The 24,311-nt window shown below is 40.2% G+C and carries 20 protein-coding genes; 4 read left to right on the forward strand and 16 right to left on the reverse strand.

Annotation, left to right across the window (positions count from 1 at the left end; translation table 11 throughout):
• Positions 1–29: 29 nt before the first annotated feature.
• A complete protein-coding gene (gene hpf, locus BLP54_RS12055; protein WP_090170004.1) occupies positions 30–563 on the reverse strand; it encodes a ribosome hibernation-promoting factor, HPF/YfiA family in 534 nt (177 codons plus the stop codon).
• Between the two features lie 265 nt (positions 564–828).
• Between hpf and ymfI the strand changes: the two genes are divergently transcribed.
• Positions 829–1,560: an elongation factor P 5-aminopentanone reductase gene (gene ymfI / locus BLP54_RS12060; RefSeq protein ID WP_090170007.1), complete on the forward strand. Its 732-nt coding sequence runs from the start codon at positions 829–831 to the stop codon at positions 1,558–1,560.
• Positions 1,561–1,855: 295 nt separating this feature from the next.
• Here ymfI and BLP54_RS12065 read toward each other — a convergent pair whose 3' ends face one another.
• Positions 1,856–2,818: a helix-turn-helix transcriptional regulator gene (locus BLP54_RS12065; protein WP_090170009.1), complete on the reverse strand. Its 963-nt coding sequence runs from the start codon at positions 2,816–2,818 to the stop codon at positions 1,856–1,858.
• Between the two features lie 97 nt (positions 2,819–2,915).
• Between BLP54_RS12065 and BLP54_RS12070 the strand changes: the two genes are divergently transcribed.
• The 3 genes from BLP54_RS12070 to BLP54_RS12080 are packed head-to-tail and all read left to right on the forward strand — an operon-like array spanning position 2,916 to position 5,882.
• Entirely contained in the window at positions 2,916–4,310 is a 1,395-nt protein-coding gene (locus BLP54_RS12070; protein ID WP_090170010.1) for a MurL-like N-terminal domain-containing, read from the forward strand.
• Entirely contained in the window at positions 4,294–5,583 is a 1,290-nt protein-coding gene (murD, locus tag BLP54_RS12075; RefSeq protein ID WP_090170012.1) for a UDP-N-acetylmuramoyl-L-alanine--D-glutamate ligase, read from the forward strand. The genes BLP54_RS12070 and murD overlap by 17 nt, the downstream gene beginning before the upstream one ends.
• Positions 5,584–5,609: 26 nt before the next feature.
• Positions 5,610–5,882: a hypothetical protein gene (locus tag BLP54_RS12080; RefSeq protein ID WP_090170014.1), complete on the forward strand. Its 273-nt coding sequence runs from the start codon at positions 5,610–5,612 to the stop codon at positions 5,880–5,882.
• Between the two features lie 64 nt (positions 5,883–5,946).
• On the opposite strand, the gene BLP54_RS12085 is transcribed toward BLP54_RS12080, so the two are convergent.
• The 14 genes from BLP54_RS12085 to BLP54_RS12150 all read right to left on the reverse strand — a co-directional run bounded on the left by BLP54_RS12085 (position 5,947) and on the right by BLP54_RS12150 (position 24,298).
• Positions 5,947–6,918 carry an ABC transporter ATP-binding protein gene (locus BLP54_RS12085; RefSeq protein WP_090170016.1) on the reverse strand — a complete coding sequence of 324 codons (972 nt, stop codon included), beginning with the start codon at positions 6,916–6,918 and terminating at the stop codon, positions 5,947–5,949.
• 13 nt (positions 6,919–6,931) lie between these two features.
• Positions 6,932–7,780 carry an ABC transporter ATP-binding protein gene (locus BLP54_RS12090; protein WP_090170018.1) on the reverse strand — a complete coding sequence of 283 codons (849 nt, stop codon included), beginning with the start codon at positions 7,778–7,780 and terminating at the stop codon, positions 6,932–6,934.
• 18 nt (positions 7,781–7,798) lie between these two features.
• Positions 7,799–8,650 carry an ABC transporter permease gene (locus BLP54_RS12095; RefSeq protein WP_242870700.1) on the reverse strand — a complete coding sequence of 284 codons (852 nt, stop codon included), beginning with the start codon at positions 8,648–8,650 and terminating at the stop codon, positions 7,799–7,801.
• Between the two features lie 3 nt (positions 8,651–8,653).
• On the reverse strand, positions 8,654–9,604 hold the full coding sequence (locus tag BLP54_RS12100) for an ABC transporter permease (protein ID WP_090170020.1): 951 nt from the start codon (positions 9,602–9,604) through the stop codon (positions 8,654–8,656).
• A gap of 59 nt (positions 9,605–9,663) precedes the next feature.
• Positions 9,664–11,268, reverse strand: a complete 1,605-nt coding sequence (locus BLP54_RS12105; RefSeq protein WP_090170022.1) for an ABC transporter substrate-binding protein — start codon at positions 11,266–11,268, stop codon at positions 9,664–9,666.
• 267 nt (positions 11,269–11,535) lie between these two features.
• Positions 11,536–14,208 carry an AAA family ATPase gene (locus tag BLP54_RS12110; RefSeq protein ID WP_090170025.1) on the reverse strand — a complete coding sequence of 891 codons (2,673 nt, stop codon included), beginning with the start codon at positions 14,206–14,208 and terminating at the stop codon, positions 11,536–11,538.
• Positions 14,205–15,290, reverse strand: coding sequence for a metallophosphoesterase family protein (locus BLP54_RS12115; protein WP_090170028.1), 1,086 nt, complete (start codon positions 15,288–15,290; stop codon positions 14,205–14,207). Before BLP54_RS12115 ends, BLP54_RS12110 begins: the two co-directional genes overlap by 4 nt.
• A gap of 71 nt (positions 15,291–15,361) precedes the next feature.
• On the reverse strand, positions 15,362–17,419 hold the full coding sequence (locus tag BLP54_RS12120; protein WP_090170030.1) for a methyl-accepting chemotaxis protein: 2,058 nt from the start codon (positions 17,417–17,419) through the stop codon (positions 15,362–15,364).
• Between the two features lie 78 nt (positions 17,420–17,497).
• Positions 17,498–18,262 carry a response regulator gene (locus BLP54_RS12125; RefSeq protein WP_090170032.1) on the reverse strand — a complete coding sequence of 255 codons (765 nt, stop codon included), beginning with the start codon at positions 18,260–18,262 and terminating at the stop codon, positions 17,498–17,500.
• An 18-nt stretch (positions 18,263–18,280) separates the two neighbouring features.
• Positions 18,281–20,728 carry an ATP-binding protein gene (locus BLP54_RS12130; protein ID WP_143002021.1) on the reverse strand — a complete coding sequence of 816 codons (2,448 nt, stop codon included), beginning with the start codon at positions 20,726–20,728 and terminating at the stop codon, positions 18,281–18,283.
• Between the two features lie 181 nt (positions 20,729–20,909).
• Positions 20,910–21,584, reverse strand: coding sequence for a uracil-DNA glycosylase (gene ung / locus BLP54_RS12135; RefSeq protein WP_090170038.1), 675 nt, complete (start codon positions 21,582–21,584; stop codon positions 20,910–20,912).
• 10 nt (positions 21,585–21,594) lie between these two features.
• Complete coding sequence (locus BLP54_RS12140) at positions 21,595–22,122, reverse strand: transcription repressor NadR (protein ID WP_090170040.1); 528 nt, start codon at positions 22,120–22,122, stop codon at positions 21,595–21,597.
• 15 nt (positions 22,123–22,137) lie between these two features.
• Positions 22,138–22,989 carry a carboxylating nicotinate-nucleotide diphosphorylase gene (gene nadC / locus BLP54_RS12145; RefSeq protein WP_090170041.1) on the reverse strand — a complete coding sequence of 284 codons (852 nt, stop codon included), beginning with the start codon at positions 22,987–22,989 and terminating at the stop codon, positions 22,138–22,140.
• Position 22,990: 1 nt separating this feature from the next.
• On the reverse strand, positions 22,991–24,298 hold the full coding sequence (locus tag BLP54_RS12150) for an L-aspartate oxidase (protein WP_090170043.1): 1,308 nt from the start codon (positions 24,296–24,298) through the stop codon (positions 22,991–22,993).
• Positions 24,299–24,311: the final 13 nt, after the last annotated feature.

A 24,311-nucleotide genomic window follows, 5' to 3' on the forward strand; every position in this document is an offset into this window, starting at 1 on the left:
TTGTTAAATTTTTTATTAAATCCCGAACTTTAGAACTCTGGCTCTATAAGACCGTAAGCTCCGTTCTTTCTCTTATAAACTACATTAATTTCATCTGTATCAGCATTTCTGAACATAAAGAAGTCATGTCCAAGCATTTCCATCTCAAGGCATGCATCCTCAGCATACATTGGCTTCATATCAAATTTCTTAGTACGGATAATCTGAATCTTATCATCATCCGCTATCTTTTCCTCAATGAAATCCTGAGCGAAAATAGCTCTTGAATCAGACTGCTTTCTGTCGATAATCTTATTTCTGTGCTTCTTGAGCTGAGCTTCCAATGTGTTTGTAACTGCCTCGATTGAAGCATACATATCAGAAGTAACTTCCTCTGCTCTCAAGTAACTTCCCTTCATAGGGATTGTAACTTCTATTTTCTGACGTCCTTTCTCTACGTCCAATGTAACGATTGCTTCAGTATCCTTGTTAAAATACTTGTCTAACTTCTTAAAGCGCTCCTCCACCGCTTCCTTAAGACCCTGGGTTAATTCGATGTTCTTTCCTGTGATTGTTGTTTTCATGATGTCGTACCACCTTTACCGAATATTTAATAAATTAAGGAGGGACCCATTTATGGGAGGATCCCTTAATTTCCTGAACTGCCCATTGCCAAAGGCAATTTACCATGGCAGTTCTTCCTTTGATTAATAATGGAATTTAATTTATTATGTAATTAGTATAGCAATTGAATTTAAAAACCTCAAGAATTTATCTGATAATTAATAATTTCTTAATATATTGTATATACTAATAATGCGTAGTACAGCAAATAATAAGGAGATTCTCATGAAAAAGACCGCTTTAATAACTGGAGCAAGCAGAGGTATCGGACGTGCCATCGCCATTGAACTGGCAAAGAATGGCTATCATCTTGCCCTGTTTTGCCACAGCAATATAGACATGCTGAACGCGCTCGCAGAGGAGCTTGGCAAAAAATACATAGTTGAAGTTTACACCTATTGCGGTGATATATCTGACTATGGATTCACCATTCCAGCCTGCGAGGATGCTTTAGAAAAGCTTGGGCAGATAGATGTACTTATCAACAATGCCGGCGTGGCTCACCTCGGATTACTAACATGTATGTCTGTGGATGAGTGGGAACACGTTATTAACACCAATCTTTCATCTGTTTTCTATACCAGCAAAACCATCGCACCTTCTATGATTCGCCGCAAGTCTGGTGATATCATCAACATCAGCTCAATGTGGGGCTCTGTAGGTGCCAGCTGCGAGGTGGCCTACTCCGCTTCAAAGGGTGGTGTAAATTCCTTCACAAAAGCCTTTGCCAAGGAGCTAGCCCCTAATGGTGTTGCTGTAAATGCCATCACCTGCGGTGTTGTTGATACAGATATGAATGGTCAGCTCTCTGACGATGAGAAGGCTGAACTTGCAGAAGAAATTCCAGTAGGTCGTTTCTGCAAGCCTGAGGAGATTGCACAAACTGTTTTAAGCATAATAAATGCCCCATCCTACATGACGGGGCAGATAATCGGAGTTGATGGGGGCTATATTTGATATATAACAAAGACTATAATTCCCATCACGCATATAATATAGGGTATAAATACATTTTTATATGCTATTTCTAGTTTTGAGAAGGGCTAATTTAGATGTCCAAGCATATAATAATCAAATTATTTTAATAATTATATGCTTTTTTAGAAGTTTTATGTCTCTAAATATCTTGTATGAGCATATAAAATGAAAGTTTTTTTCTTTTTTATATGCTTGATAAACTAAAAATGCCTGTTTTAAGCATATAATTATCTAGAAATTTAATAAGTTATATGCTTTGTCATTTTAAAATGGATTATAAAATCAACCTCTTCAAGTATTCCCTATACTTCTCAGCCTCCTCATCAGGGAAGCAAATACTTGCCCCAACACCAGTGAGCCAGCCATAGAGCTGAGGGCTGACCGCCACATTGATTCGAGCCTTTACATAATCTTCTCCATCAGGTCGAAGGTCTATGCCTGTGCCAAATTTATCAAGGGTGACACCTACCAAATGCTTCGGAAATCTAATAGTGATTGCACGTTCCTCGCCAGCGAACATGCTGACATGATGTCTGGCGTACTCATGAGGGTTCAGGGCATTTCGCTGCTCTATACCTTCTCTAGAATCCTCAAGCATTTCCGCAGAAACCATTTTATCCACACGATAGTGACGTATCTCCTGATTCTCTCCGTCAAAAGCTACAAGATAATAGTTCTCATCATTTCTAATAAGGAAAGCTGGGCTTACCTTATATATCTTTCCTCCATGACGGGGCTTCATTTCCTTTGTCAGTGTCCATTCCTGATATTTGAAGGACATCATCTTATCGTTATCCAGACATTGATAAATAACATCAATTGTATAGAAAATCTTTTCATTAGCTGAAGTCGCCTTTTCAGGCACAACCACCTGGCGCTGAAGCTGGGCGGCATCCTCCTTGCCTGCCAAGGTAGTCAACTTTTCCACAAGGTCTTTGGTTTTCTTCTGAGATATAAACTTTGATGCGCCAACTGCATCCACAAGAAGCTTTAATTCAGCCAGCTCAAATACGCGTGTGCCAATGTAGTAACCATGGTCGCCCTTTACCACATCCACACCAGCATCCATCAGCGTATCCATATCCTTATAGACTGTCTTTCTTTCCGCTGGAATTCCCCTTGCTTTAAGGCGGCGAGTCATTTCCACAGCATTGATTTGATGCTGTTCGTCACTCTCTTCCATAAGAATTTGATATTCATATATAATCTTAAGCTTCTGGCCCCCAACGTGTGGCATTACCCCAATCCTCACTTTTCTATTTTATTTAAAACTTTTGTGATATAATCCTTATGTTTAAGTATAAAAGAAATATCAATTGTTTAAAAGGAATTATATGAGTAGACAAGATTTTTATAAAAAATGCAGAGAAGATTATCCTACCTTCACTTATCAGGGATATTCTTATGATTTAAATAACGAAGGTATCAGCATGACCTTTGATTTTTCTATCGATGGTCTAAGCGAATTTCATCCTACCTGGAGCATTCCACGCATCAACGAAGTAGCATCAATCGATGAAGCCCTTATTGACGACATGGTGTTCTCTCTTGGTATGGTAGAGCTTGTCAGCTATTGGAAGATAGCCTGCCCACCTACAGTAATTATCAAGGACAGAAACCTTTCTGCTGAGCAAATTAGCTGGTGGAAGAAGCTTTACTTCAACGGACTTGGGGAATTCTATTACACTAACGGTATCGAGGAGGACTTCGATGATTTCATGACTGTAAAATGCGAAGGAACAAAGCAGCCTAGATGCATCACTCCAAAGGACAGACCTCGCATCTCAGCTGGCAAGAAGCCACGTGTTATGGTTCCAGTAGGCGGCGGAAAGGATTCAGTAGTTTCTATCGAGCTTCTTCGTGAAAAAGCTGATGTTAATTGCTATGTTATCAATTCAAGAGGTGCTACAGATGCTACTGTTGAAGTGGGTGGCCTTACAGACCACACTATCTACGCTAAGCGTACTCTTGATAAAAATATGTTAGACCTCAATGCAAAGGGCTTCTTAAATGGTCACACACCATTTTCTGCGCTTGTTGCATTTTCAAGTATTATTGCTGGATATCTTAATGATTTACAGTTCGTGGCTCTTTCAAATGAGAGCAGTGCCAATGAATCCACTGTTGCAGACAGCTATGTAAATCATCAGTATTCAAAGAGCTTCGAGTTTGAGGCAGATTTCAGACGCTATGAGAGAGATTTCATTGGCTCAGGAGTTTTCTACTTTAGCTTCCTGCGCCCACTTTCTGAGCTTCAGATTGCCATGCTCTTCTCACGTTTCAAGAAGTACCACGGCATTTTCAAGAGCTGTAATGTAGGTAGCAAGCAGGATATCTGGTGTGGACACTGTCCAAAGTGCCTGTTTGTTTATATCATCCTGTCTCCATTCCTTACACTTGAGGAATTGGATGCCATCTTTGGCAAGAGACTTTTCGAGGATGAGACTCTCATGGAGGATTTCGACAAGCTATGCGGCATCTTACCAGAGAAGCCATTTGAATGTGTAGGTAGCCGTGACGAGGTTAACGCCGCAATCACAGAAGCTATCAGCAAGTATGCTAAGAAGCAGCTTCAGCTTCCTGTACTTTTGATGCACTATCAGGACTCAGCAGTAGTTCCTGCCATCACATTCGAAAAATTCAAAAATCAGTATTCATCAGAACATGCTTTAGATGAATTCTTTGAAAATATAATTAAGGACGCACTATCAAATGAAGGAAACAATTAGAAATTTAGTTAATAATAAAAAGGTTTTAATTTTAGGATTTGGCCGCGAGGGCCAGTCAAGCTTTAGAATGATTTCATCCGTAGGCGGATATGAGTGCCTCGATATTGCAGATGCTAACGCTGTCAGCTCAGATCTTACAGCTATGCACAATGTTATTACAGGTGCTACTTACTTAGATTGTCTTGATGACTACGATGTAGTTTTCAAGAGTCCAGGAATCGTTCTTCCAAAGGATATTAAGGAATATAAGTGCCACATTACCTGTCAGGCAGACCTGTTTCTTCAGGTTTACGGCGCTCAGACAATAGGAATTACAGGAACTAAGGGCAAATCCACAACATCTTCACTTTTATATCATATACTTAAGACATGTGGTAAGGATGTTCTTTTCGGTGGAAATATTGGCCTTCCTATTTTTGATATCACAGACCAGATTCATCCACGTACTATTATCGTGTTTGAGCTCTCATGCCACCAGTTGGAGTATGCTCACTACTCACCATCAAAAGCTATCCTCTTAAATCTCTATGAGGATCACCTTGACCACTATGGTTCAGTAGAAAAGTACTGGTACGCAAAGCAGAACATTTACAGAAATCAGGGCTACTGCGATTTCCTTTTCTGCAACCCAGATTTCTTACCAAAGCAAGGCGAATGCAAGGCTGCAATTATCAAGGTTAAGTCAGGAGATTTACCATTTGCATCCTTTGAGGAGATTCCAGGAGTTACACTTCGTGGTACTCACAATCTTTTCAACACAGCTTTTGTTTATGACGTTTGCCGTCGCTACGATATTAGCGATAAGGAATTCATGGAGGCTCTCGCAAGCTTCAAGACACTTGCTCACCGCCTTGAGTTCATCGGTACAAAGGACGGAATCGATTATTACGATGATTCAATTTCAACCACAGTAGAATCTGCTATCAGCGCCATTAAGGCAATTCCAAATGCAGGCACCATTCTCTTAGGTGGTATGGATAGAGGTATCGATTACGATCCACTTGTAGAATTCTTACAGACTAGAAACTTAGAGCACATTATCCTTATGTACGACAGTGGAAAGGTTCTTCTTGAGAAGCTTCAGGCTGTTGCTACACCAGAATTTATGGAGCATGTGCACTACATAGAAGAGTTGGCTGACGCCTGCGAATATGTTAAGAAAAACGCCAGCAAGGGCACAGCAGTTATTCTTTCACCTGCAGCTGCCAGCTACGGCGTATTCAAGAACTTCGAGCAGCGTGGTGATTTCTTTAAGGAACATATCGGATTATAAGGCTTCCTGATAAGGAGGAGAGAGTTATGGCACGTTCACGTTCTGGATTTTTAAATGAAGAAGGTCCAAGAGTTAAGCACTGCACTAAGTGTGGTTGCCGTGTACCTGTAAACTCTCCTTATGACCTATGTAAGGAATGCATGAAAAAAGAACTCTTTCCAAAAGTGAAAGAGTTCATAAATGAAAACGATGATGTTAACGAAATGATTGTCGCTCAAGAGTTTGGAATTGAACGTTCCATCGTCCATGAGTGGGTTGTAGAAGGTCATCTAGAGTATAAGAAAAGGCTTGATTTTTAATCAAGCCTTTAAAAAATTACAAAATTAGATGGCTGATTTATGCAATTAATGCTCCTCTTGACTTCTATAAGCAGTTAAAGCATGCCACCTTGTGATTATCCTTATAATCATAAAGCTCTGGCTGCTCAGTTTTACATCTTTCTGTGGCATAAGGGCATCTGGTATGAAATCTGCAGCCCCTAGGAATATCAAGAGGGCTTGGAATGTCTCCATCAATAATATCCCTATCCAAATCTAAAATATTTTCGGGCTCAATTCCCGGAACAGACTCTAAAAGAGCCTTTGTGTATGGGTGCTTCGGATTGAAATATACTTCATCGCTGTCTCCGATTTCCACCATCTTTCCCAAATACATTACACCGATTTTATCTGATATATGACGAACCATATTTAGGTCGTGGGCTATAAAAAGATAAGTAAGACCAAATTCATTCTGCAAATCTGATAAGAGATTTACCACCTGCGCCTGTATCGACACGTCCAAAGCAGATATTGGCTCATCACATAAAATAAACTCTGGATTTACAGCAAGGGCTCTTGCGATACCTATACGCTGTCTCTGCCCACCTGAAAACTCATTGGGATATTTGTACATGTCTGAGGCAGTCAGTCCCACCTTATTTAAAAGTGAAACAATTATCTCCTCCTGCTCTTCTTCAGTCTTTTTTCCAAGCATGGAAATATTTTCACTCATGATTTCTTTTACAGTCATGTGTGGATCTAATGCTGAATAAGGGTCCTGAAAGATTATCTGCATTCTCTTATGAATATTTTTAAGCTCTTTGCCTTTGATGTTTGTAATATCTGTCCCATCATAGATTATCTGTCCCTCTGTAGGCTCAAGCATTCGGATGATTGTTCTTCCAAGAGTGGATTTTCCACAGCCCGATTCGCCTACCAGGCCAAAGGTCTCACCCTTTTCGATTTTGAAGGAAATATCATCCACTGCTTTGACAGTTTCTTTTTTTGCTCCAAAGAGCTTTCTATTTACAGCAAAATGTTTGCTAAGATTTTTTATTTCTATTAAAGTGCTCATTACAAATCCTCAGTTATGCTCTAGCCAATTCTACGTATGTGTTATCTACCTGAATCAATCTTTCACGCTCACCCTTTTGACATTTAGGAATAGCCTTTAAAAGCGCCTTTGTGTAAGCATGCTTAGGAGAATACAGAATTTCTTCCTTAGTGCCTACTTCCACAATCTCACCGCTGTTCATTACAGCTATCCTGTCTGCAATACTGGCTACCACTCCCAAATCATGAGTGATAAGTATGATGTCCATTCCCTCTGTCTCATGTAAGCTTTTCAGTAGTTTTAAAATCTGAGCTTGGATAGTAACATCAAGTGCTGTGGTAGGCTCATCAGCGATTAGAAGCTTTGGCTTTGAACAAAGCGCCATTGCAATAAGCACTCTTTGTCTCATACCACCAGAAAACTCGTGTGGATACTGCTTCAAGCGCTTTTCAGGTGATGGTATTCCTACCTTCTTAAGCATCTCTATAGCCTCGTCTTTCGCTTCCTTTGTGGAAATCTTATGATGTCTTTTTATAACCTCCACAAGATGCGCTCCTACTGTTTTTAATGGGTTTAAGGCAGTCATTGGATCCTGGAAAATCATAGCAATCTCGTTTCCACGGAGAAGTCTTTTTTCTTTCGTGGTGAGATTTTTCAGCTCTCTTCCATCAAAAAGCATTTCATCTGTATATGCTTTTCCATTCTCAGGAAGTATATCCATAAGAGCCTTCATTGATACACTTTTTCCACTTCCAGATTCACCCACTATGGCAAGCACTTCCCCCTTATCCATAGAGATATCTATGCCATTTACCACCTTCACAGAATCTTTATCCTGTTTGAAATCCACCTGTAGATTTTTTATTGAAATCAAATTACCCATTTGCATACCTCGTACCCATTAAGAAGCTCTGCTTGGCTCTAAATATATTCTAAGAAGATTGCCAAGCTTATTAAATGAAAATATCGTAAATACGATAAGGAGTCCTGGAATAAGTGCCATATAAATAGAATTCTGCAGATTACTCTGTGCAGCCTGAAGAAGCTTTCCCCAGGATGACAAAGGCTCCTGAATTCCTATACCAAGAAAGCTGAGAGCCGATTCTGTCATAATGGCATCAGCTATTCCCGATGTAGCTGACACGATGATTGTAGGCATAACAGCAGGCATCAGATGTCTTAGAATAATCTTTACTGTATCTATCCCAAGAAAGGATGCATACTGAATGTATTCACGCTCCTTCAAGCTCATTACCTCTGCTCTTACCAAACGGGCTATTTCCATCCATGAGAAAAATCCGATAACAACAATTATGGAAAGAAGTCCCTTTTTGAAAAATATACTTACTACAGTGACAAGTATGAGCCATGGAATGGACTGGATAACATCTACTATTCTCATCAGGGTGAAATCCACCACTCCACCTAAAAAACCGGCAAGCATACCTATGGAAACTCCCAACACCGTGCTCATCAGCATGGCAAGAATACCAACTGTGATGGATACTCGACCTCCATATACAACTCTGGCAAAATAATCTCTTCCTATCTCATCTGTTCCAAACCAATGCCCCTTTGATGGCACCTCTAGGATATGAAGTACGTCTGTCTTTGTAGCCTCCAGTGGAAGCAGTGGAGCGATTATAGAAATCACAATTATAAAGATTAAAAATATGGCAGCTAAAATAGCAAGCTTATCCTTTAGGAAGGCTGCCCTTGTCATTTTGTTTCGTCTTTTTTTATCGTTCTTCAAAGCCTATACCGCCTTCCTGATTCTTGGATCTACCACGCAATAAAGTACATCAGATAGAAGATTTCCTATTATTACAAGTGTGGATGATAATACAAGTATTACCATGATTACTGGATAATCCATTCCCTGAACAGCCTTCACAAAATAAGGTCCAATTCCTGGCCAGCTGAAGACCGTCTCTGTAATTACTGCTCCTGTTACAAGGGTAGGCAGAGCCATACCTAGTCTTGTTACGATTGGAAGCAATACATTTTTTGAAACATGCTTAAAGATGATTTCTGATTTTTTTGCACCGAATGCTCTTTGCACCATTACATAGTCCTGAGAAAACTCGGTGATTGTAGATGAACGTACATATCTGATATTTCCTGGTAAAAATGCAAAGGTCAAAACCACATATGGCATCACAAAATGCTTTAGATAATCTACTAAATCATTGCTTCCTATGGTGTTCATTCCAAGAAGCGGAAGCACTCTTAATTTGTAACCAAACACATAAATCAAAAGCATGGCAATCCAAAACGTAGGAACAGCCAATCCAACTGATGCAAATCCATCAATTAATGTATCTGCCTTTTTTCCTCTGTTGGCTCCAGCTATTAAGCCTAAGATAATAGCAAGGATATATGCTGTCACATATGATGGAAGCACCAGCTTTATTGTGTTAGGGATACGTGAAATCAAATCATTAAAGATGCTTGTGCCATTTACAATGGAGTAGCCGAAGTTTCCATTTATAAGACCACCAAGCCATCTAATGTATCTGATATACAACGGTTTATCGTATCCATATTTTTGTCTGATTAACTCCACCATCTCCGGAGACATCTTTGGTGTAGTCATTGCATCTATGGCATCGTATGGAGCCAAAGATATCAGAGTAAAACATATCATAGTGATGATAAGCAATAATGGAATTGCATTTATTATTCTTTTAAAAATATATTTGAGCATTTGTACCTCCGCTCTTTTCCAAACATGGCACATCCCCGAAGGAATGTGCCATGACAGATTTACTGAGCAATTTTAAGATATGATGTATCCTCAAAAGTGTATACAGGAACAAGCTTTGAATCCTCGATACCCTGTATTCTGTTATTTACTACTAAAATCTTATTGTTTGATGTAATTGGATAGAATGTTGCCAAATCCTGAATCTCTGCCTGAAGCTTGTTGTAAATCTCCACTCTCTTTTCAGGATCATTTTCAGATCTGCCCTCTGCAAAAAGCTTATCAATCTGTGGTGCATCATAGTACATGTAGTTGTAGCTTGCACCAGACTCAAATAAGCTTGAGAATGTATCAGGGTCAATTCCCATGATATATCCACCAAAGTACATATCATAATCATTGTTTGCGTCGTGCATCTGAGCTGAAAGTGCTGTACCATCTGCTGCATCAAGCTCTACTGTGATTCCTACCTCGCCAAGCTGCTGCTGTAATAAGAGTGCCTGAGCTGTCTGTGCTGGATCACTTCCTGAATATCCAACCTTAAGGGTTAAATCCTTTACACCAGCCTCCTCAAGAAGCTCCTTTGATTTTTCTACATTCTGTGTGTACTTTTCAACATCCTCTGTATAGAACTGGCTTGTTGGTGGTACGAATGTGTATGGTGTTAAATAAAACTCATCTGAAAGGTAGCTGGCAATGTTCATGTCATCCTTGTTTAATGCGAAAAGAATTGCCTTTCTTACATTAACATCTGGAATATTTTTTGCATTAATCATAACATATCCTACACGTCCCTCTGAGTATGAATATGTTGAAAGATTATTAGCCTCTAAATCAAGCTTGTCTACCTCTGAAGGGATTGCCTGATATGCATCTACCTCTCCACTCTGTAAAGCAAGAAGTGCTGTGTCTGAATTCTCAATAATTCTAAATACGATGTTTTCGATTGAAGGCTCTCCCTCAAAGTAGTACTTGTTCTTCTTGAACTTTACATAAGAACCAGGAACATATTCAACTACCTGGTAAGGGCCTGTACCAACTGAATTCATGTTGTAATCATTGTGCTCGAAATCTGTTACATCCTTGTAGATATGCTCTGGCATAATGAAAATCTGGCTGAGCATCTCAAGGGCTGTTGGAGTTTCAAATGGGAATGTAAATGAAACTGTATAATCATCAATCTTGTTGATCTCTACTGTGCCTTCATCATATACAAGCTGTGAATAAGCCCATCCTAGATTTTCCTCCTGCTCCATAGCAGTGTATGTGAATACTACGTCATCAGCTGTGAAAGCCTCACCGTCAGACCACTTTACATCATCTCTAAGATTGAATGTATAGGTGAGATTATCCTCTGTAGAATAATCTGTTGCCAAGAACCAGTTAATACCGTCGGCATTGTACATATAAAGAGGCGAATAAATTAATTTGATAGTAGAAAGGTCCCATCTACTACTACTTGTGATTACGTTTGTTGACTCTCCTGGATCCCCGCTAATAGCATATGTAAATGTATTATTTAAATCCGAGTTTGCAACAATTTCTTCTGCTTCTATTTTTGCTGCATCTTCAACTACTGGATCTTTATCTCCACATGCTACGAGAGACCCCGCAAGCATTACAAATGCTAAACTCAATGATATCTTCTTAAATATCTTGTTTTTCATACATCTTATCCTCCGTATTTGCTATTATTCTTAAGACAGATATTTGCCGTATTTGCTAAATACCTATCAATTAAGTAGGTTTTACGAGGATGAGTATAACATGCTTTTTCTAAACTGTGTAATATACAAAAGTGATAGTTAACTATAAATTTAATTTATAATCAAATATGTTGATTACAAGGGCGTAACTGAGTGTATTTCTAGCACAAAAAAGACCTGAGTTTTAGCTCAAGTCTTTAAAAATGACAATATCATTTATATTTGCTACTATAACCTACTATCATGACAAGTAAAATACACTGTCTGCCTGTCGGCTGCAATCTTATGAAGGAGTTTTAACGACTCCTTTATTTTTTTGTCATCAAGATTTGTAAATGGATCATCCAAAATAAGGATTGGCTTCTCATCTGGATAAAGCACATCTACTAGTGCGAGACGAGAACATAGTGCCACCAAATCCTGATAACCCTGAGAAAGGTACTCAGCACTCTTTGTGCTTCCTGAATAAGAAAGCTTTATATTTAAATCCATATCAAGCTCAAAGTCATCAATAGCATAGCCAGACTTTGTGCCATCTGGGCTATCAAGAAGACTAAGATACTTGTGCAGACCATTCTGAAGTGGCTGCATATATTTTGACAGGAAGCTCTCCCTTGATTTCTGAAGGAAATCCTCTGTCTTGGCAAGAATATCCGCGTTCTTTTTATATTCCTTTTCCTGCTCCTCGAGACGCTCAATCTGCTCTGCTATATCAGCAAGTTGCTCCACCTTCTCTAAGGCCTGTCCAAGGTTATCCTTCTCCTGGATAATCTGGCGATTGAGCTCCATAATCTGCTCATCAAGTGCGGTCTGTTGCTGCTGCAAATCATCCACCGAGAGCACCTGCTCATTTACATCATACATAGCCTCGAATCTGGCCATCTCATCCTTGAGTTTATTTACACGCTCTGAAACAGCTAAGTACTCACGCTTCTTAAGGCTGATTACCTGAACCTTTTCAGCTCGTTCTAAATTCTCCTCAACAGGGAAATTCTTAAGAACATTATTTATATCCGCAGTCATAGTGCGAATTGTGTTCTCGTGGCGGGCAAGCTCCTCCTGCTTGGCAAGGAATTCTATAAATCTCTGTGCATCCTTCTTGAGCTGAGCTAGGAACTCATACTCTCCACCCATATCATAGAGATTGATTCCATAAGCCGATGCAAAAGGCTGAATCTTTGTGTAAAGCTCCAGCTGAACATCTGCCAGCTCATCCAAAGTGCCTTCCGCCTCCTGATGGCGTGACTGCTCCTCAGCTAATAGATGTCTGTACTGATCCAGCTTTCTTCTGATTTCGTAAACATTTTCCTGCATGGTTGCAGCTCTGGTAAGAAGGAAATGAGAAAGGAACTCCTCACATTCTTCTTCCAACTCACGAAGCTCAAGCTTACTAATTTCAAGAGCATCTTCCTCATCCTTAATTCGCTCTTCAAATTCTTTTCTTGTGTCCAGCTTAATCTTACGTGCTCGTCTACCTGTCAGATAAAGAATAATAATATCGATAACCCCTGCTGCAAAGCTACCTATCTCTATTATTCTTCCCAACTGGTCATCAATATATCTTGTGAAAACCAATCCTATTAACACAAAAATAATAAGTAGAATAGTTCCAAGAATATGCCAAACAGAAATGCTCTTGCTCCTACTATGTCTTTCCTCTGCATCCCTTTCGGCTATGAGAGTAATCAAACGCTCATTACTCTGTTCTACTCTGGCACTGATACCTGTAATAAGAGTAGTCTGATGCTCAATATGAGCCAGCTGCTCATCTGTAGGCACCATCTTGTCGAAGAAGAATTTCAGCTCTGTAAGAAGCCTGCTGGATTCCTCTGAAAGCTTTGAGTGCTCTGCCTTTGCCCTAAGCTCAGAAAGATTAGCTGCCATTTTGTTCCAAATAGCAAATTCACTCTCATCAGGAATCTTTGTCTCAAATGGCTTATCGAATACAGGAGGCTCCTTTTCCTGTTCATCCTCTATAACCTTGACTGCACGCTCATGGACTGACAAATCACGCTCTGTCTGCTCCAGCACAGCCAATTCATCATCCGTAGGAACTCCTGCATGGAAAAATGCCTGTAATTCTTCAAATGACTCAAGCTCATTAGCAAGATTCTCTTTGTGAATCTTGTAGGCACCAATCTCCTGCTCCCTTTTACTCTGAAGCTGAATTGTCTCAGTAAGCTTTGCCTTGTCAGCAGAAAGCTTGTCTATATTAGCCTGCTTTTCCTCAACGAGGCAGCTCATAGCCTCCACACTTTCTTCTATAGCTGGAAGCTTTTCATACTCTTCTCTACAGCGGCTAATCTCCTGCTTCACCGAAACAAGCTTACCAGGATTAACCTTACTGTTTCTGGTGTAGTTGGATTTGGCATCCTTTATGCTCTTTAATGCCACATCGAAATTGCTGATATCATCCTTTGCTGCAGCAAGATTTCCCATCTTTGCATTAAGGGAATCTGTCATAGCTGTGGCAAGACTGGTCTGTGGGATGTAGACACTCTTCTCAAAAGAATCTCTGTCCACACGGAACAGCTCCTCGCCTATATTTTCTGTATAATCCTCAGAAAGAAGCCCTGTAACATTATCATACAAGGCAAATTTATCATCCTTATCCGTCTGGCCGAAAGTACGCTCGATACGATATTCCTTACCCTTGGCCTGGAACACTATATTTCCACCGCAGATGCTTCCATCCCATGGAAGATAGTGATTGCGCTCTAACAGCTTTTTCTTTGTATTTGGCGAATACTCAAGGCCATAAAACATAGCCTTCATAAATACAGAGAAGGTGGTTTTACCCCAACCATTCTCCTGCATAATGGAATTAAACCCATCCTCAAAATCAAATCTGAAATTCTTGATTTTACCAAAATGGGCGATATAACATGATACTATTTTCATTCGATATCCTCCCCCATAATGGCTCTAATACCTAACTCTATAATCTTAGCCTTCTCGTCTTCATCCATATCCTGTGCCTGAACAAGACGGACGAATTCTCCCTTGAGGGATTTGTCATAAAGAAAGCTGTCGTAATCTACCATAGTCTTTGTACGGTCATAGCATTTTACAAAGAAATATTTTGACTCAAAGGCACGTACAAATCGAACTATATCAATCTCGTCATCCAGCTCACGCTCGCCGGTAATGACAAACTTTATCATATCCTGTGGATCCACGTCATCAATAAGACGCTTAGCCTTATTAATGGCACCCTGAAGGTCCATCTCAGCCTTTACATTCACCTCAATCTCGTGAAGACGACGCTTAGCAAATGGGATAAATTCAGACTCAATTTTGCCGTCCCTTATCTCCAAAAGTGAAAAGCCTTTGTCCCCTGTCTCATCAAAGCCACGACCCTCCAAACAGCCTGGATAACAGTATACTCCTCTGTCATCAAGCTGCTCGTAGATATACTTGTGGACATGTCCTAAAGCAAGATAATCTATGAACTTTCCTTTAAGTGTGGTGGTATTAACGATTTCTGCACCATCCTTACCATTATAGTCGGACTGTTGTCCGTGAAGCATGACAATATTGATAGCTGCAGAATCAAGTACGAGGCGCTGTGCCAATGTAGAAACATTGGTAGAATTAAGCTCCATACCTGTGATAACAACATCATCGCAGGTATAGCTTGTCCAGCTCTCTGAATTAAACATATGGAAATTAGAGGGAATTGTATCAATTCCCTCTTCCATAAAATCGCATCTGTCATGATTACCCTTGAGGTAGTAGAAATCTATCTCTGGGTGGGAAACTATCTGCTCTACCACACGCTTTTTGTATTCCTTGCGGATATGTGGCTTGTCAAATAAGTCTCCTGATATAAGAATCGCTCTAACCTGATTTGCCTCAGCATATTCAACCATACGCTCATATGTCTCCATGAGCTCTGAACGCCTAAGTGCGGCCTGGTCTTTATCTAAATTACTCTCCATTTTGGAGTCTAAATGCAAATCAGCACAATGAATAATACGCATACAATCTCCCTAACACTAACTCTCCCCATATATGATAATATTAGTGCGGGTTTGTGTCTAGCATTTTAAAGCTATTCACTTAGCTTAAACTGACTAACAACTCTTGAAAGGTTGTCAGAGATAGAATTCTGGTCATCTGACATATCATTAATGTTAGATACAGTATCTGAAAGGTGATCAATAGAATCCATGACTTCTCCGCTGTTAGCCGCAGTATTCTGTGTTGCCTCCGCAATATTCTGCAGTGCAAGACGCACCTCGCTCATTATATTCTGAATAGAATCAGTCATTATTGAAAGCTGCTCTGAACTATTCTTTATGTTCTCTGCATCCTGTCCGTATCTTTCTGCTACACCAACGAAATTCTTGTAATCAGGTGTAACTGTGTCTGATACATAATCAAGAAGTGATTTAGCATTTGTAGAAAGACCTTCGAATGCATCCTTGATTGCAGAAATAGTCTCCTGAATCTTCTCAACAGAATCTGTTGTCTGGCCTGCCAGCTTACCAATCTCTGTAGCAACAACCGCGAAGCCCTTACCTTGCTCACCTGCTCTTGCAGCCTCGATTGAAGCATTAAGAGAAAGCAATGTAATCTGATCTGCAATATCTGCAATTACGCTTGCCATTTCACCGATGTTCTCAACAACCTGTGACTGAGCAATACTATCCTCAAGTTTTTCCTGGAAGCTGGCCTGTAAGGTCTGTGATTTATCAAAGGCCTCTTGACTGCTCTTTCCAATATCCGTAGCTCTCTTTTCGATATCAATTGCTAAATCAAGACTGTTCTTTGTTTCGTCATTAAGATTATCTGCTGACTGGGCAACCTGGTCAACTGATGCCGAAAGCTCCTGTGTAGCTGCAGATGAATTCATCATATCCGCATTTACAGATGTCATAATATCAACAATCTTATCGAATTCTGTCTTCAGCTCCCCAGCTGCGACCTTAAGATTACTGCTGGAATTATTTATCTCAACTGCATAATCAGATATGCTCTGAATAACGCCCTTGTTGTTTCCATACATTTCATTAAGGGAATTAGACATTACTGCCAGCTCATCCTTACCCTTTATTGAAAGCTGATTAATAGTAAAATCTCCACCTGCCAGCTCTGTGGCGAATTTTTGTACTCTCTTAATAGTCTTGGCTACGCCGCCAATTCCTATAATGATTATTATGATTGCAAGGCAAACTGCAGCGATACAAACAAGTACAAGTCTTTTAATCAACAGATATATTGGCTGTAGAAGCTCATAGCCATCAATGGAAATCATAAATTTCCAGCCTGTTTCTTCTATTGTGTCGTAGAATACCTTGTAATTGGTTTTTCCTTCTTGGTAGCCTGTAACACCTGATGGATTTTTCAAAACATCCTCTGCCATAGCAACAAAGGATGGATTGGAATCTTCTGACACACTCTTTCCGTCATGAACCATCTGGTCGTCATGACCTGCTATAAGCAAGCCATTTGCAGCCGTAAGAATACCAACACCAGTCCTTCCAACCTTAACATTTCCAAATATATCCGTAATTGCGGCAAGCTCAATATCAACAGTTACGCAACCGATTTTCTTGCCTCCTGCAATAATAGGAGTAGAGCAAGATGACATAACAATTCCTGATGATGGATCATAGTATGGGTCAGTAATCATTGCAACATCTGAACCCATAGCATTGGTATAATACTCTTGGTTAAAGTAATCATACTCGGCATTGCTATAGTCCCAGGTAGTTACTGTGGAATTCCCATCCTTGTAAACATAAGGACCATAGTACTGCTGCTCAGGGTCATAAGCATAAGGCTCAAACCAAAGTCCAGAGCCTAGAACAATGTCATTAGTAGCAATCATATCCTGTAGCATCTTCTCGTAATCGTCCCACTGAGTGTAAGTGTAGGAATCTGCTACACTGATAGCAATAGCATCTGCTAAGGTCTTAACATCTCTAAGGTATCCTCCAACGATGGAATTGTTAGCCTTGAGCTCTGCCTCCATTGCCTGCTGTGTCTTTTCATCTACCAATGCATTACATGATGTTGCAGACATGATTGTAAGAACAATCTGCGCTAACACAAGCACCGGTAAAATCATAACTAACATCTTGGTTCCAATCTTCTTGAAATTCATAGGCGCCCTCCACTAAAGTTTTATTTCAACCTACCATTTCATTCATAACAATTTGTCCCTATATGCTAGTATTCAGTTTTACTCTCCCTGCTTTAAAAATATATTTTCTATAGCATTTATAATTTTCGTCTGCATTGGTGGTTTAACAAAATAACCTGCAGGCTTTAAATCCAACACCGCATCTACATGCTCCTTGTCAGCTATTCCTGTGAGGAAAATAACTGGCACATTCTTGTAATCCTCCTCTGCACGAATCATTTCAAGGGTCTGACGACCATCAACAACAGGCATCTCATAATCCAGAATGATTAAATCTGGACTATCCTGTCCCATTGCCTTCATGCACTGGGCAGCCGAGGTAGCAAGCGTCACTCTGTACTTATCCTGAAGCATATTTCTCATATTACGAAGAAGAACAGGATTGTCATCAACTACAATGATGTGTTTTTTCTCAGTATCCACAACCGCATTGATGATTACATCAGCGTTCATATTGAACTCCTTGCAAATCTCACGGATGATAGTCTCTCTTGTAGGCTGTGCGATATGCCTGCACTGTCCAGAATAGTAATATGATATGAACATCTGCTTTTTCTTTTCACGACCATACGTAATAACTGGAAGATCAGGATTATATTCCTTTATTGCTTCAAAAACCTCCTCATGAAGATTCTCAAAACCATCAATATCCATCAAAACCAAATCTGGTGCATACATCTTGAGCATACTCTTTACTATCTTTCCGCTGTCTGTACATAGCTGAGTATGAAAATGCTGTTCAAGAAAAGAATTTACATCGCTGGTGTCGCTACTAAAATCTCCTACAATTAATATTTTTCGCATGTCTATTCTCCTTAGTAATTACTTTTGTAGTTCGTCTATATCCATCAGAGCACCTTCGTCATCCAGATTCATAACATGAATATTAAGATGCTCTATTTTTTCCTGTATATCCTTTGGATATGAGAATGCCATTAGCTGCTTCATAACCTTATCTGCCTGATCGCTGTTGTGACTCCTAATAGCCATTTTCAACATCTCAAGGAAAGCAAATAGGTCGTCCATATCCTCCAATAATGGCTTTTCCACATCAGATGAGAGCACCGAAAGTCTTTCTTTCATGATATCCATCTCATCCAATAACACCGGAGTTAAGATTCTTACTCGATCCATATGACCATCTCTTGCTGCGAACTCGCAAAGCTTTGCTAATCCACCAAGAGCTGTCGCACCAATAGTGTTGGCCATACTCTTCACCCCATGAACCTTGATTCTATAATCCTCCAGTGGGAAACTGTCTTCATCGATTTCACCATAATATCTCATGATTTCATCGCGCTCATAGCCGATAGACTCGTAAAAATCTACTGCTGTCTGGAAGACCATATTGGCTTCTGGAAAATGAAGGAGTGCATAATCCCAATCAACTCCCTCCACCTCTGGAAGCTCAACCTGCTTAACGCGATTCTTTCTTGCCTCGTCAGTAGCATTTGTCTCGTGATATTCCAGCAAATCCTCTGGAAGGAAATCTCGAATCATCTTTTCCAGCTGTGCTGGAACAATAGGCTTTGAAAGGAATCCGTGGAATCCCAAGGTCATATATCGTTCCTTTGCTCCCGCGATGGCATTTGCGGTAAGTGCGATAACTGGTGTTCCAAGACATTTATTCCCCGGAAGAGTTGCCATCATCTTGAAGGTCTCAAGACCATCAAGTCCCGGCATCATGTGATCCAGGAAAATCATGTCGTAATGTTCTTTCTTAATCATTGAAAGGCATTCATCACCACTTGCCGCTTCCGCTATCTGAACCTTAGCCTCCTTCAATAGCGCAACGAAGACCTTTCTGTTCATGGTATTATCATCAACCACCAAAAACTTGGCTCTAGGAGCCTCAAAGCTGGTGCTGTACTCGTAGTTAGCGGTAAGCTGTTTAAGCTTCTGATTGAAATCTCCAATGTCCTCATCATTTACTATTTCCTGATTAATAGTAAATGAAAAGGTTGAACCTTTTCCGTAAACACTTTCCACTTCAAGGTTGCTTCCCATCATCTTCAAGAGATTCTGGGTAATGGCCATACCAAGACCTGCGCCCTCGATGTTTCTGTTACGGTTTTCCTCTAATCGCTCAAAGGACTCAAACATTCGCTTAATATCCTCTGGCTTAATACCAATTCCTGTATCCTTAACGGCGAAGGTCAGGTCTACTGTATTATCGTAATTACGTTTACATCTCGCAGAAATCTCTATTGAGCCTTCCTGAGTATACTTTACTGCATTGGTAATAATATTTGTTAATATCTGTCGTATTCTTACGTCATCACCGAACATATCGCAAGGAATATTGTTGGCAATATCAAGCTTGACTTCCAGACCCTTTTCCTTTGCTCTTAAGGTGACGTTATTTAGCACATCGTGCATCAGACTCATGAACTGATACTCACCGTTTACCAGCCCCATCTTACCTGACTCAATCTTTGTGATATCAAGGATATCATTAATCAGCGACAACAGGTTCTGCGAAGCAGCCTTGATATCCAAAGCATACTCCTCAACCACCTTCTCTGAAGTCTCTCGAAGAATCATCTCATCCATACCCATGATGGTGTTGATTGGAGTTCGAATCTCGTGAGACATGTTTGCAAGGAAGCTACTCTTTGCCTCTGTGGCTGTCTGAGCCTGACGCTCCGCCTTCTTAGCCTGAAGTGTCTTTTCCAGCAAGTCATCATTATTAATGGCTGCCTGCTTAAAAAGATTTCTATAAATCGATTTTTGGAATTTAATAATCGAACCAACAGCCAAGGCACTTATCAAAAGTGACTGTACAACGTCATAGTAAACACTTCTCTTAGAATCAAGGGCAATTACATAGTCCGGATGATAATAAGAGACTACGAAACAACCAATGATAATGGCTATATCTGTCAAAAGCATGAAAACGAAATCCATGCCATCCAAAAGCATGAATACAAATACGATTCCCATGGACAGCCAGCAGACCATACCACTGTTAATACCGCCTGTCAGGAAAAACATCACGGGAAACAAGCCTATACCCACAGTAAAGCAGACCGCTATAGTAGCGTTCTTCAGCCTATTTCTATAATTAGCCATGTAAATACATACACCATCAATAATGCAGGCAATTAGAATTACCACTGTAAGAGCTGGTGTAGTGCCATTAATCGCATTAAAAGGAATGGCCACAATACCGCCCATGAAACCTATGATGGTGATAATATTGAACAATATCAGGTCCGTCGGTAAATCCGGACTAAAAAAGTGTTTTATAAATCCAATTAGTCTTTTCAAAGCAAACTCCAATTATATTTATAAATTTAACTTTTTACACAATCCGCCTAGCGTAAAATACTCTAATATAAATATAATGTTTTTGCTTAATAGACACAATGTCAAAACCATGAAGTATTTGTGAAAAAAGCCTACTGACCACTACATTTCGTGGCCGGTAGACTTTCTGTAACACAATCGTTTATATATTCTCTATTTGCCAGTCTACAGGAGCAAGTCCCTTAGACTGTAAAAACTCGTTTGTCTGACTAAAATGCTTACATCCAAAGAAGCCTCTGTAGGCTGAAAGTGGTGATGGATGTGGCGCCTTTAAAATCAAATGATTTGGATTATTCAGCTTGGCACATTTCTTTGCAGCTGGCGAACCCCAAAGCAGGAACACTATTGGTCTGTCCTGTTTATTAAGAATATCGATTACTGCATCTGTAAACTCCTCCCATCCCAAATCCTTATGGGAATTAGCCTGATGAGCTCTTACTGTAAGCACGTTATTGAGCATTAACACGCCCTGACGTGCCCATTTTTCAAGATATCCATTGTTTGGAATATAACAGCCCAAGTCATCCTGAAGCTCCTTGTAAATATTTACAAGAGATGGTGGAGTCTTTACTCCTGGCTTTACTGAAAAGCATAATCCATGGGCCTGACCTGGTTCATGATATGGATCCTGACCTATGATTACCACCTTTACCTCTGAAAGAGGGGTAAAATCGAAGGCATTGAAAATATCATCAGCTGGTGGAAATACCGGACCCTCGTGATATTCTCTTTTTACGCTCTCATATAAGCTCTTATAATATGGCTTTTTGAACTCTGGGGTCAGTGGTTCAAGCCAGTCATTTGAAATTGCAGACATTCTATTCTCCCTACGCTAAAATCCAGTCATCAAGAGGCAACCAAAAGCCCTTTTCCTTCAACTCCTGCTCGATTAAATCCAGTGTCTCCTCATCGGCTGCACTGATGATGTGATAATGATAACCACTGGTAGCTGAGCTAAGTGACTTTGATTTACCAGACTCGATGGCCTCCATAAACTCCTTTGCCTCACGGCGTGAGCTTACATTAAGAGGTGCCTCAAGTCGATTGTAATATCTGTGATTTATGATGATATTCTCCGCTACGCCACCGTTATCTACAATGGCAAAAAGCTCATCTAAAATCTGATCATCTGTGTGACGACTTTTGATTATTCTCTTACATTTATTGGTATTCGTAATTACGTATCCACGGTTTGTGGAAGTAACCTCGACACCATTAGCTCTGATAAGGGCGATATCTGTGACAACTACCTGACGACTAACATCAAGCTGCTGTGCCAATGCTGTTCCAGATACAGGCTTATCAGATTGCTGGATAATCTCTATTATTTTTTGTCTTCTAGCCTGTCCGTCCATTCTATCCTCCATCTATTAAACTGCGTGAAGATTCTTCATTGAAATATCAAGGATTGGTGCTGAGTGAGTAAGTGCACCACTTGAAACATAATCAACTCCGCTGTCGATGATGTTTGCGATATTCTCCCTTGTAACATTTCCAGAGCACTCGGTCTTTGCTCGACCATCTATTATTTTAACAGCTTCTTTCATTGTTGCAACATCCATATTATCAAGCATGATAATATCTGCGCCTGCCTCCACTGCTTCCTTTACCTGCTCAAGAGTCTCTGTCTCAATCTCAATCTTGCGAACGAATGGCGCATAAGCCTTTGCCATTTCGATAGCCTTTGTGATAGAGCCTGCTGCACCTATATGATTATCCTTAAGAAGAATTCCATCTGAAAGATTGTAACGATGATTCTGACCGCCACCACACTTTACTGCATACTTCTCAAATATTCTCATGTTAGGTGTTGTCTTTCTGGTATCAAGAAGAACTGTCTTGCTTCCCTTTAAAAGAGAGGCAACCTCATTTGTGTAAGTAGCAATACCGCTCATTCGCTGAAGATAGTTGAGAGCGACACGCTCACCAGAAAGGAGCACTCTAATGTCACCCTTTACCTTAGCCATAAGCTGGCCCTTCTTTACCTCATCGCCATCCTTAACATACTTTTCTACAACAGTATTCTCATCAAGAATCTTAAATACTCTCTCATAAACATCCATACCACAGATGATTCCATCCTGCTTACAGATAAGCTCTACCTCGCCTGGCTTTGCCTCTGGCATTACTGAGTTAGTACTAACATCCTCGCTGGAAATATCTTCTCTGAGAGCCATTCTGATAAGCTCGTCCGCATTTAAAGTCATAGTAATATTGTTCATTTTATATAGCCTCCTTCTTGGCTCTTAAAAATTCTTCTCTTTTAATTTCTCCCACTACCATTGCATGATAGTTTTCCATAATTGATGGAAGATCCTCGTATCCATCAACATTCACAAGATTATCAAAATCTTCTGTAGTTTTAAAGCTCTTCGTATTTACGATATCTGCTGCTGCACGCTTTGCAAAAACAAGACTCTCTAAAAGAGAATTGCTGGCAAGTCTGTTGCGTCCATGAACGCCGTTACAGCTGGTCTCTCCAACCGCGTAAAGCTGTTCCATTGTAGTTTTGCTATCCTTATCTACATAGATACCACCCATGAAATAATGCTGGGCTGGAACTACAGGCACCCAGGTTTCAAGTGGATCATAGCCTGCCTGCTTGCAGCGTGCATATATATTAGGAAAATGATTTAAAATTTCTTCTCGTGGAATAGGTGAAAAATCCAGCCATACATGCTCAGTCCCGTCCTTTTCCATCTGAGCAAAAATAGCTTTACTTACCACATCTCTAGGCTGAAGCTCATCTGTAAAACGCTCTCCAGCTTTATTTCTAAGAACAGCGCCCTCACCTCTTACAGACTCTGAAATCAGGAAGCTTCTTCCACTCTGATTTGAATAAAGTGTTGTTGGGTGAATCTGAACATAGTCACAATTCTCCAGCTTAACATTGTGATACATGGCAAGTGCCAGTGCATCTCCTGATATATGGCGATAGTTTGTGGAATGTGGATACACGCCGCCAAGGCCACCACAGGCAAGCACTGTCACATCTCCCTGAATTGCTCTTGTCTTTCCATCCATATCTGCCACAACGATTCCATAGCACACATTGTCCTTACATACCCAGTCGACCATTGTAGTATGCGCCATAAGAGTAATGTTATCGCGCTCCTGTGCTCTGGCTAAAAGTTTGCTGGTAATCTCTCGTCCAGTAACATCTTCGTGGAAAAGAATTCGATTATTTGAATGGGCTCCTTCCTTCGTAAATACGAATTCACCATTTCTCTTTTCAAATTCTACTCCATACCCCTCCAGGTCTTTGATAATATCCTGGGAGCTTCTAATCATAATCTCTACAGACTCTACTCTGTTCTCATAATGACCTGCACGCATGGTGTCTTCAAAGTATGCCTCATAATCGTCCTCATCTCTGAGCATACAAATACCACCCTGGGCTAAGAAGCTGTCACAGCCATCCAAAGCATCCTTTGAGATTACAAGTATTTTCTTTTCTCTAGGTAAGCTTAGTGCACAGAAAAGTCCTGCCACACCGCTACCAACTATAATTACATCATATCTCTTATCCATAGTTATCTATATC

It is taken from the genome of Pseudobutyrivibrio sp. 49, from assembly GCF_900100545.1.
In the GTDB taxonomy this organism is placed as follows: Bacteria; Bacillota; Clostridia; order Lachnospirales; family Lachnospiraceae; genus Pseudobutyrivibrio.

Coding starts and splice junctions, on each gene's coding strand:
- hpf (WP_090170004.1), bottom strand. CDS start 563: ATGAAAACAACAATCACAGGAAAGAACATCGAATTAACCCAGGGTCTT.
- ymfI (WP_090170007.1), top strand. CDS start 829: ATGAAAAAGACCGCTTTAATAACTGGAGCAAGCAGAGGTATCGGACGT.
- BLP54_RS12065 (WP_090170009.1), bottom strand. CDS start 2,818: ATGCCACACGTTGGGGGCCAGAAGCTTAAGATTATATATGAATATCAA.
- BLP54_RS12070 (WP_090170010.1), top strand. CDS start 2,916: ATGAGTAGACAAGATTTTTATAAAAAATGCAGAGAAGATTATCCTACC.
- murD (WP_090170012.1), top strand. CDS start 4,294: ATGAAGGAAACAATTAGAAATTTAGTTAATAATAAAAAGGTTTTAATT.
- BLP54_RS12080 (WP_090170014.1), top strand. CDS start 5,610: ATGGCACGTTCACGTTCTGGATTTTTAAATGAAGAAGGTCCAAGAGTT.
- BLP54_RS12085 (WP_090170016.1), bottom strand. CDS start 6,918: ATGAGCACTTTAATAGAAATAAAAAATCTTAGCAAACATTTTGCTGTA.
- BLP54_RS12090 (WP_090170018.1), bottom strand. CDS start 7,780: ATGGGTAATTTGATTTCAATAAAAAATCTACAGGTGGATTTCAAACAG.
- BLP54_RS12100 (WP_090170020.1), bottom strand. CDS start 9,604: ATGCTCAAATATATTTTTAAAAGAATAATAAATGCAATTCCATTATTG.
- BLP54_RS12105 (WP_090170022.1), bottom strand. CDS start 11,268: ATGAAAAACAAGATATTTAAGAAGATATCATTGAGTTTAGCATTTGTA.
- BLP54_RS12110 (WP_090170025.1), bottom strand. CDS start 14,208: ATGAAAATAGTATCATGTTATATCGCCCATTTTGGTAAAATCAAGAAT.
- BLP54_RS12115 (WP_090170028.1), bottom strand. CDS start 15,290: ATGCGTATTATTCATTGTGCTGATTTGCATTTAGACTCCAAAATGGAG.
- BLP54_RS12120 (WP_090170030.1), bottom strand. CDS start 17,419: ATGAATTTCAAGAAGATTGGAACCAAGATGTTAGTTATGATTTTACCG.
- BLP54_RS12125 (WP_090170032.1), bottom strand. CDS start 18,262: ATGCGAAAAATATTAATTGTAGGAGATTTTAGTAGCGACACCAGCGAT.
- ung (WP_090170038.1), bottom strand. CDS start 21,584: ATGTCTGCAATTTCAAATGACTGGCTTGAACCACTGACCCCAGAGTTC.
- BLP54_RS12140 (WP_090170040.1), bottom strand. CDS start 22,122: ATGGACGGACAGGCTAGAAGACAAAAAATAATAGAGATTATCCAGCAA.
- nadC (WP_090170041.1), bottom strand. CDS start 22,989: ATGAACAATATTACTATGACTTTAAATGCGGACGAGCTTATCAGAATG.
- BLP54_RS12150 (WP_090170043.1), bottom strand. CDS start 24,298: ATGGATAAGAGATATGATGTAATTATAGTTGGTAGCGGTGTGGCAGGA.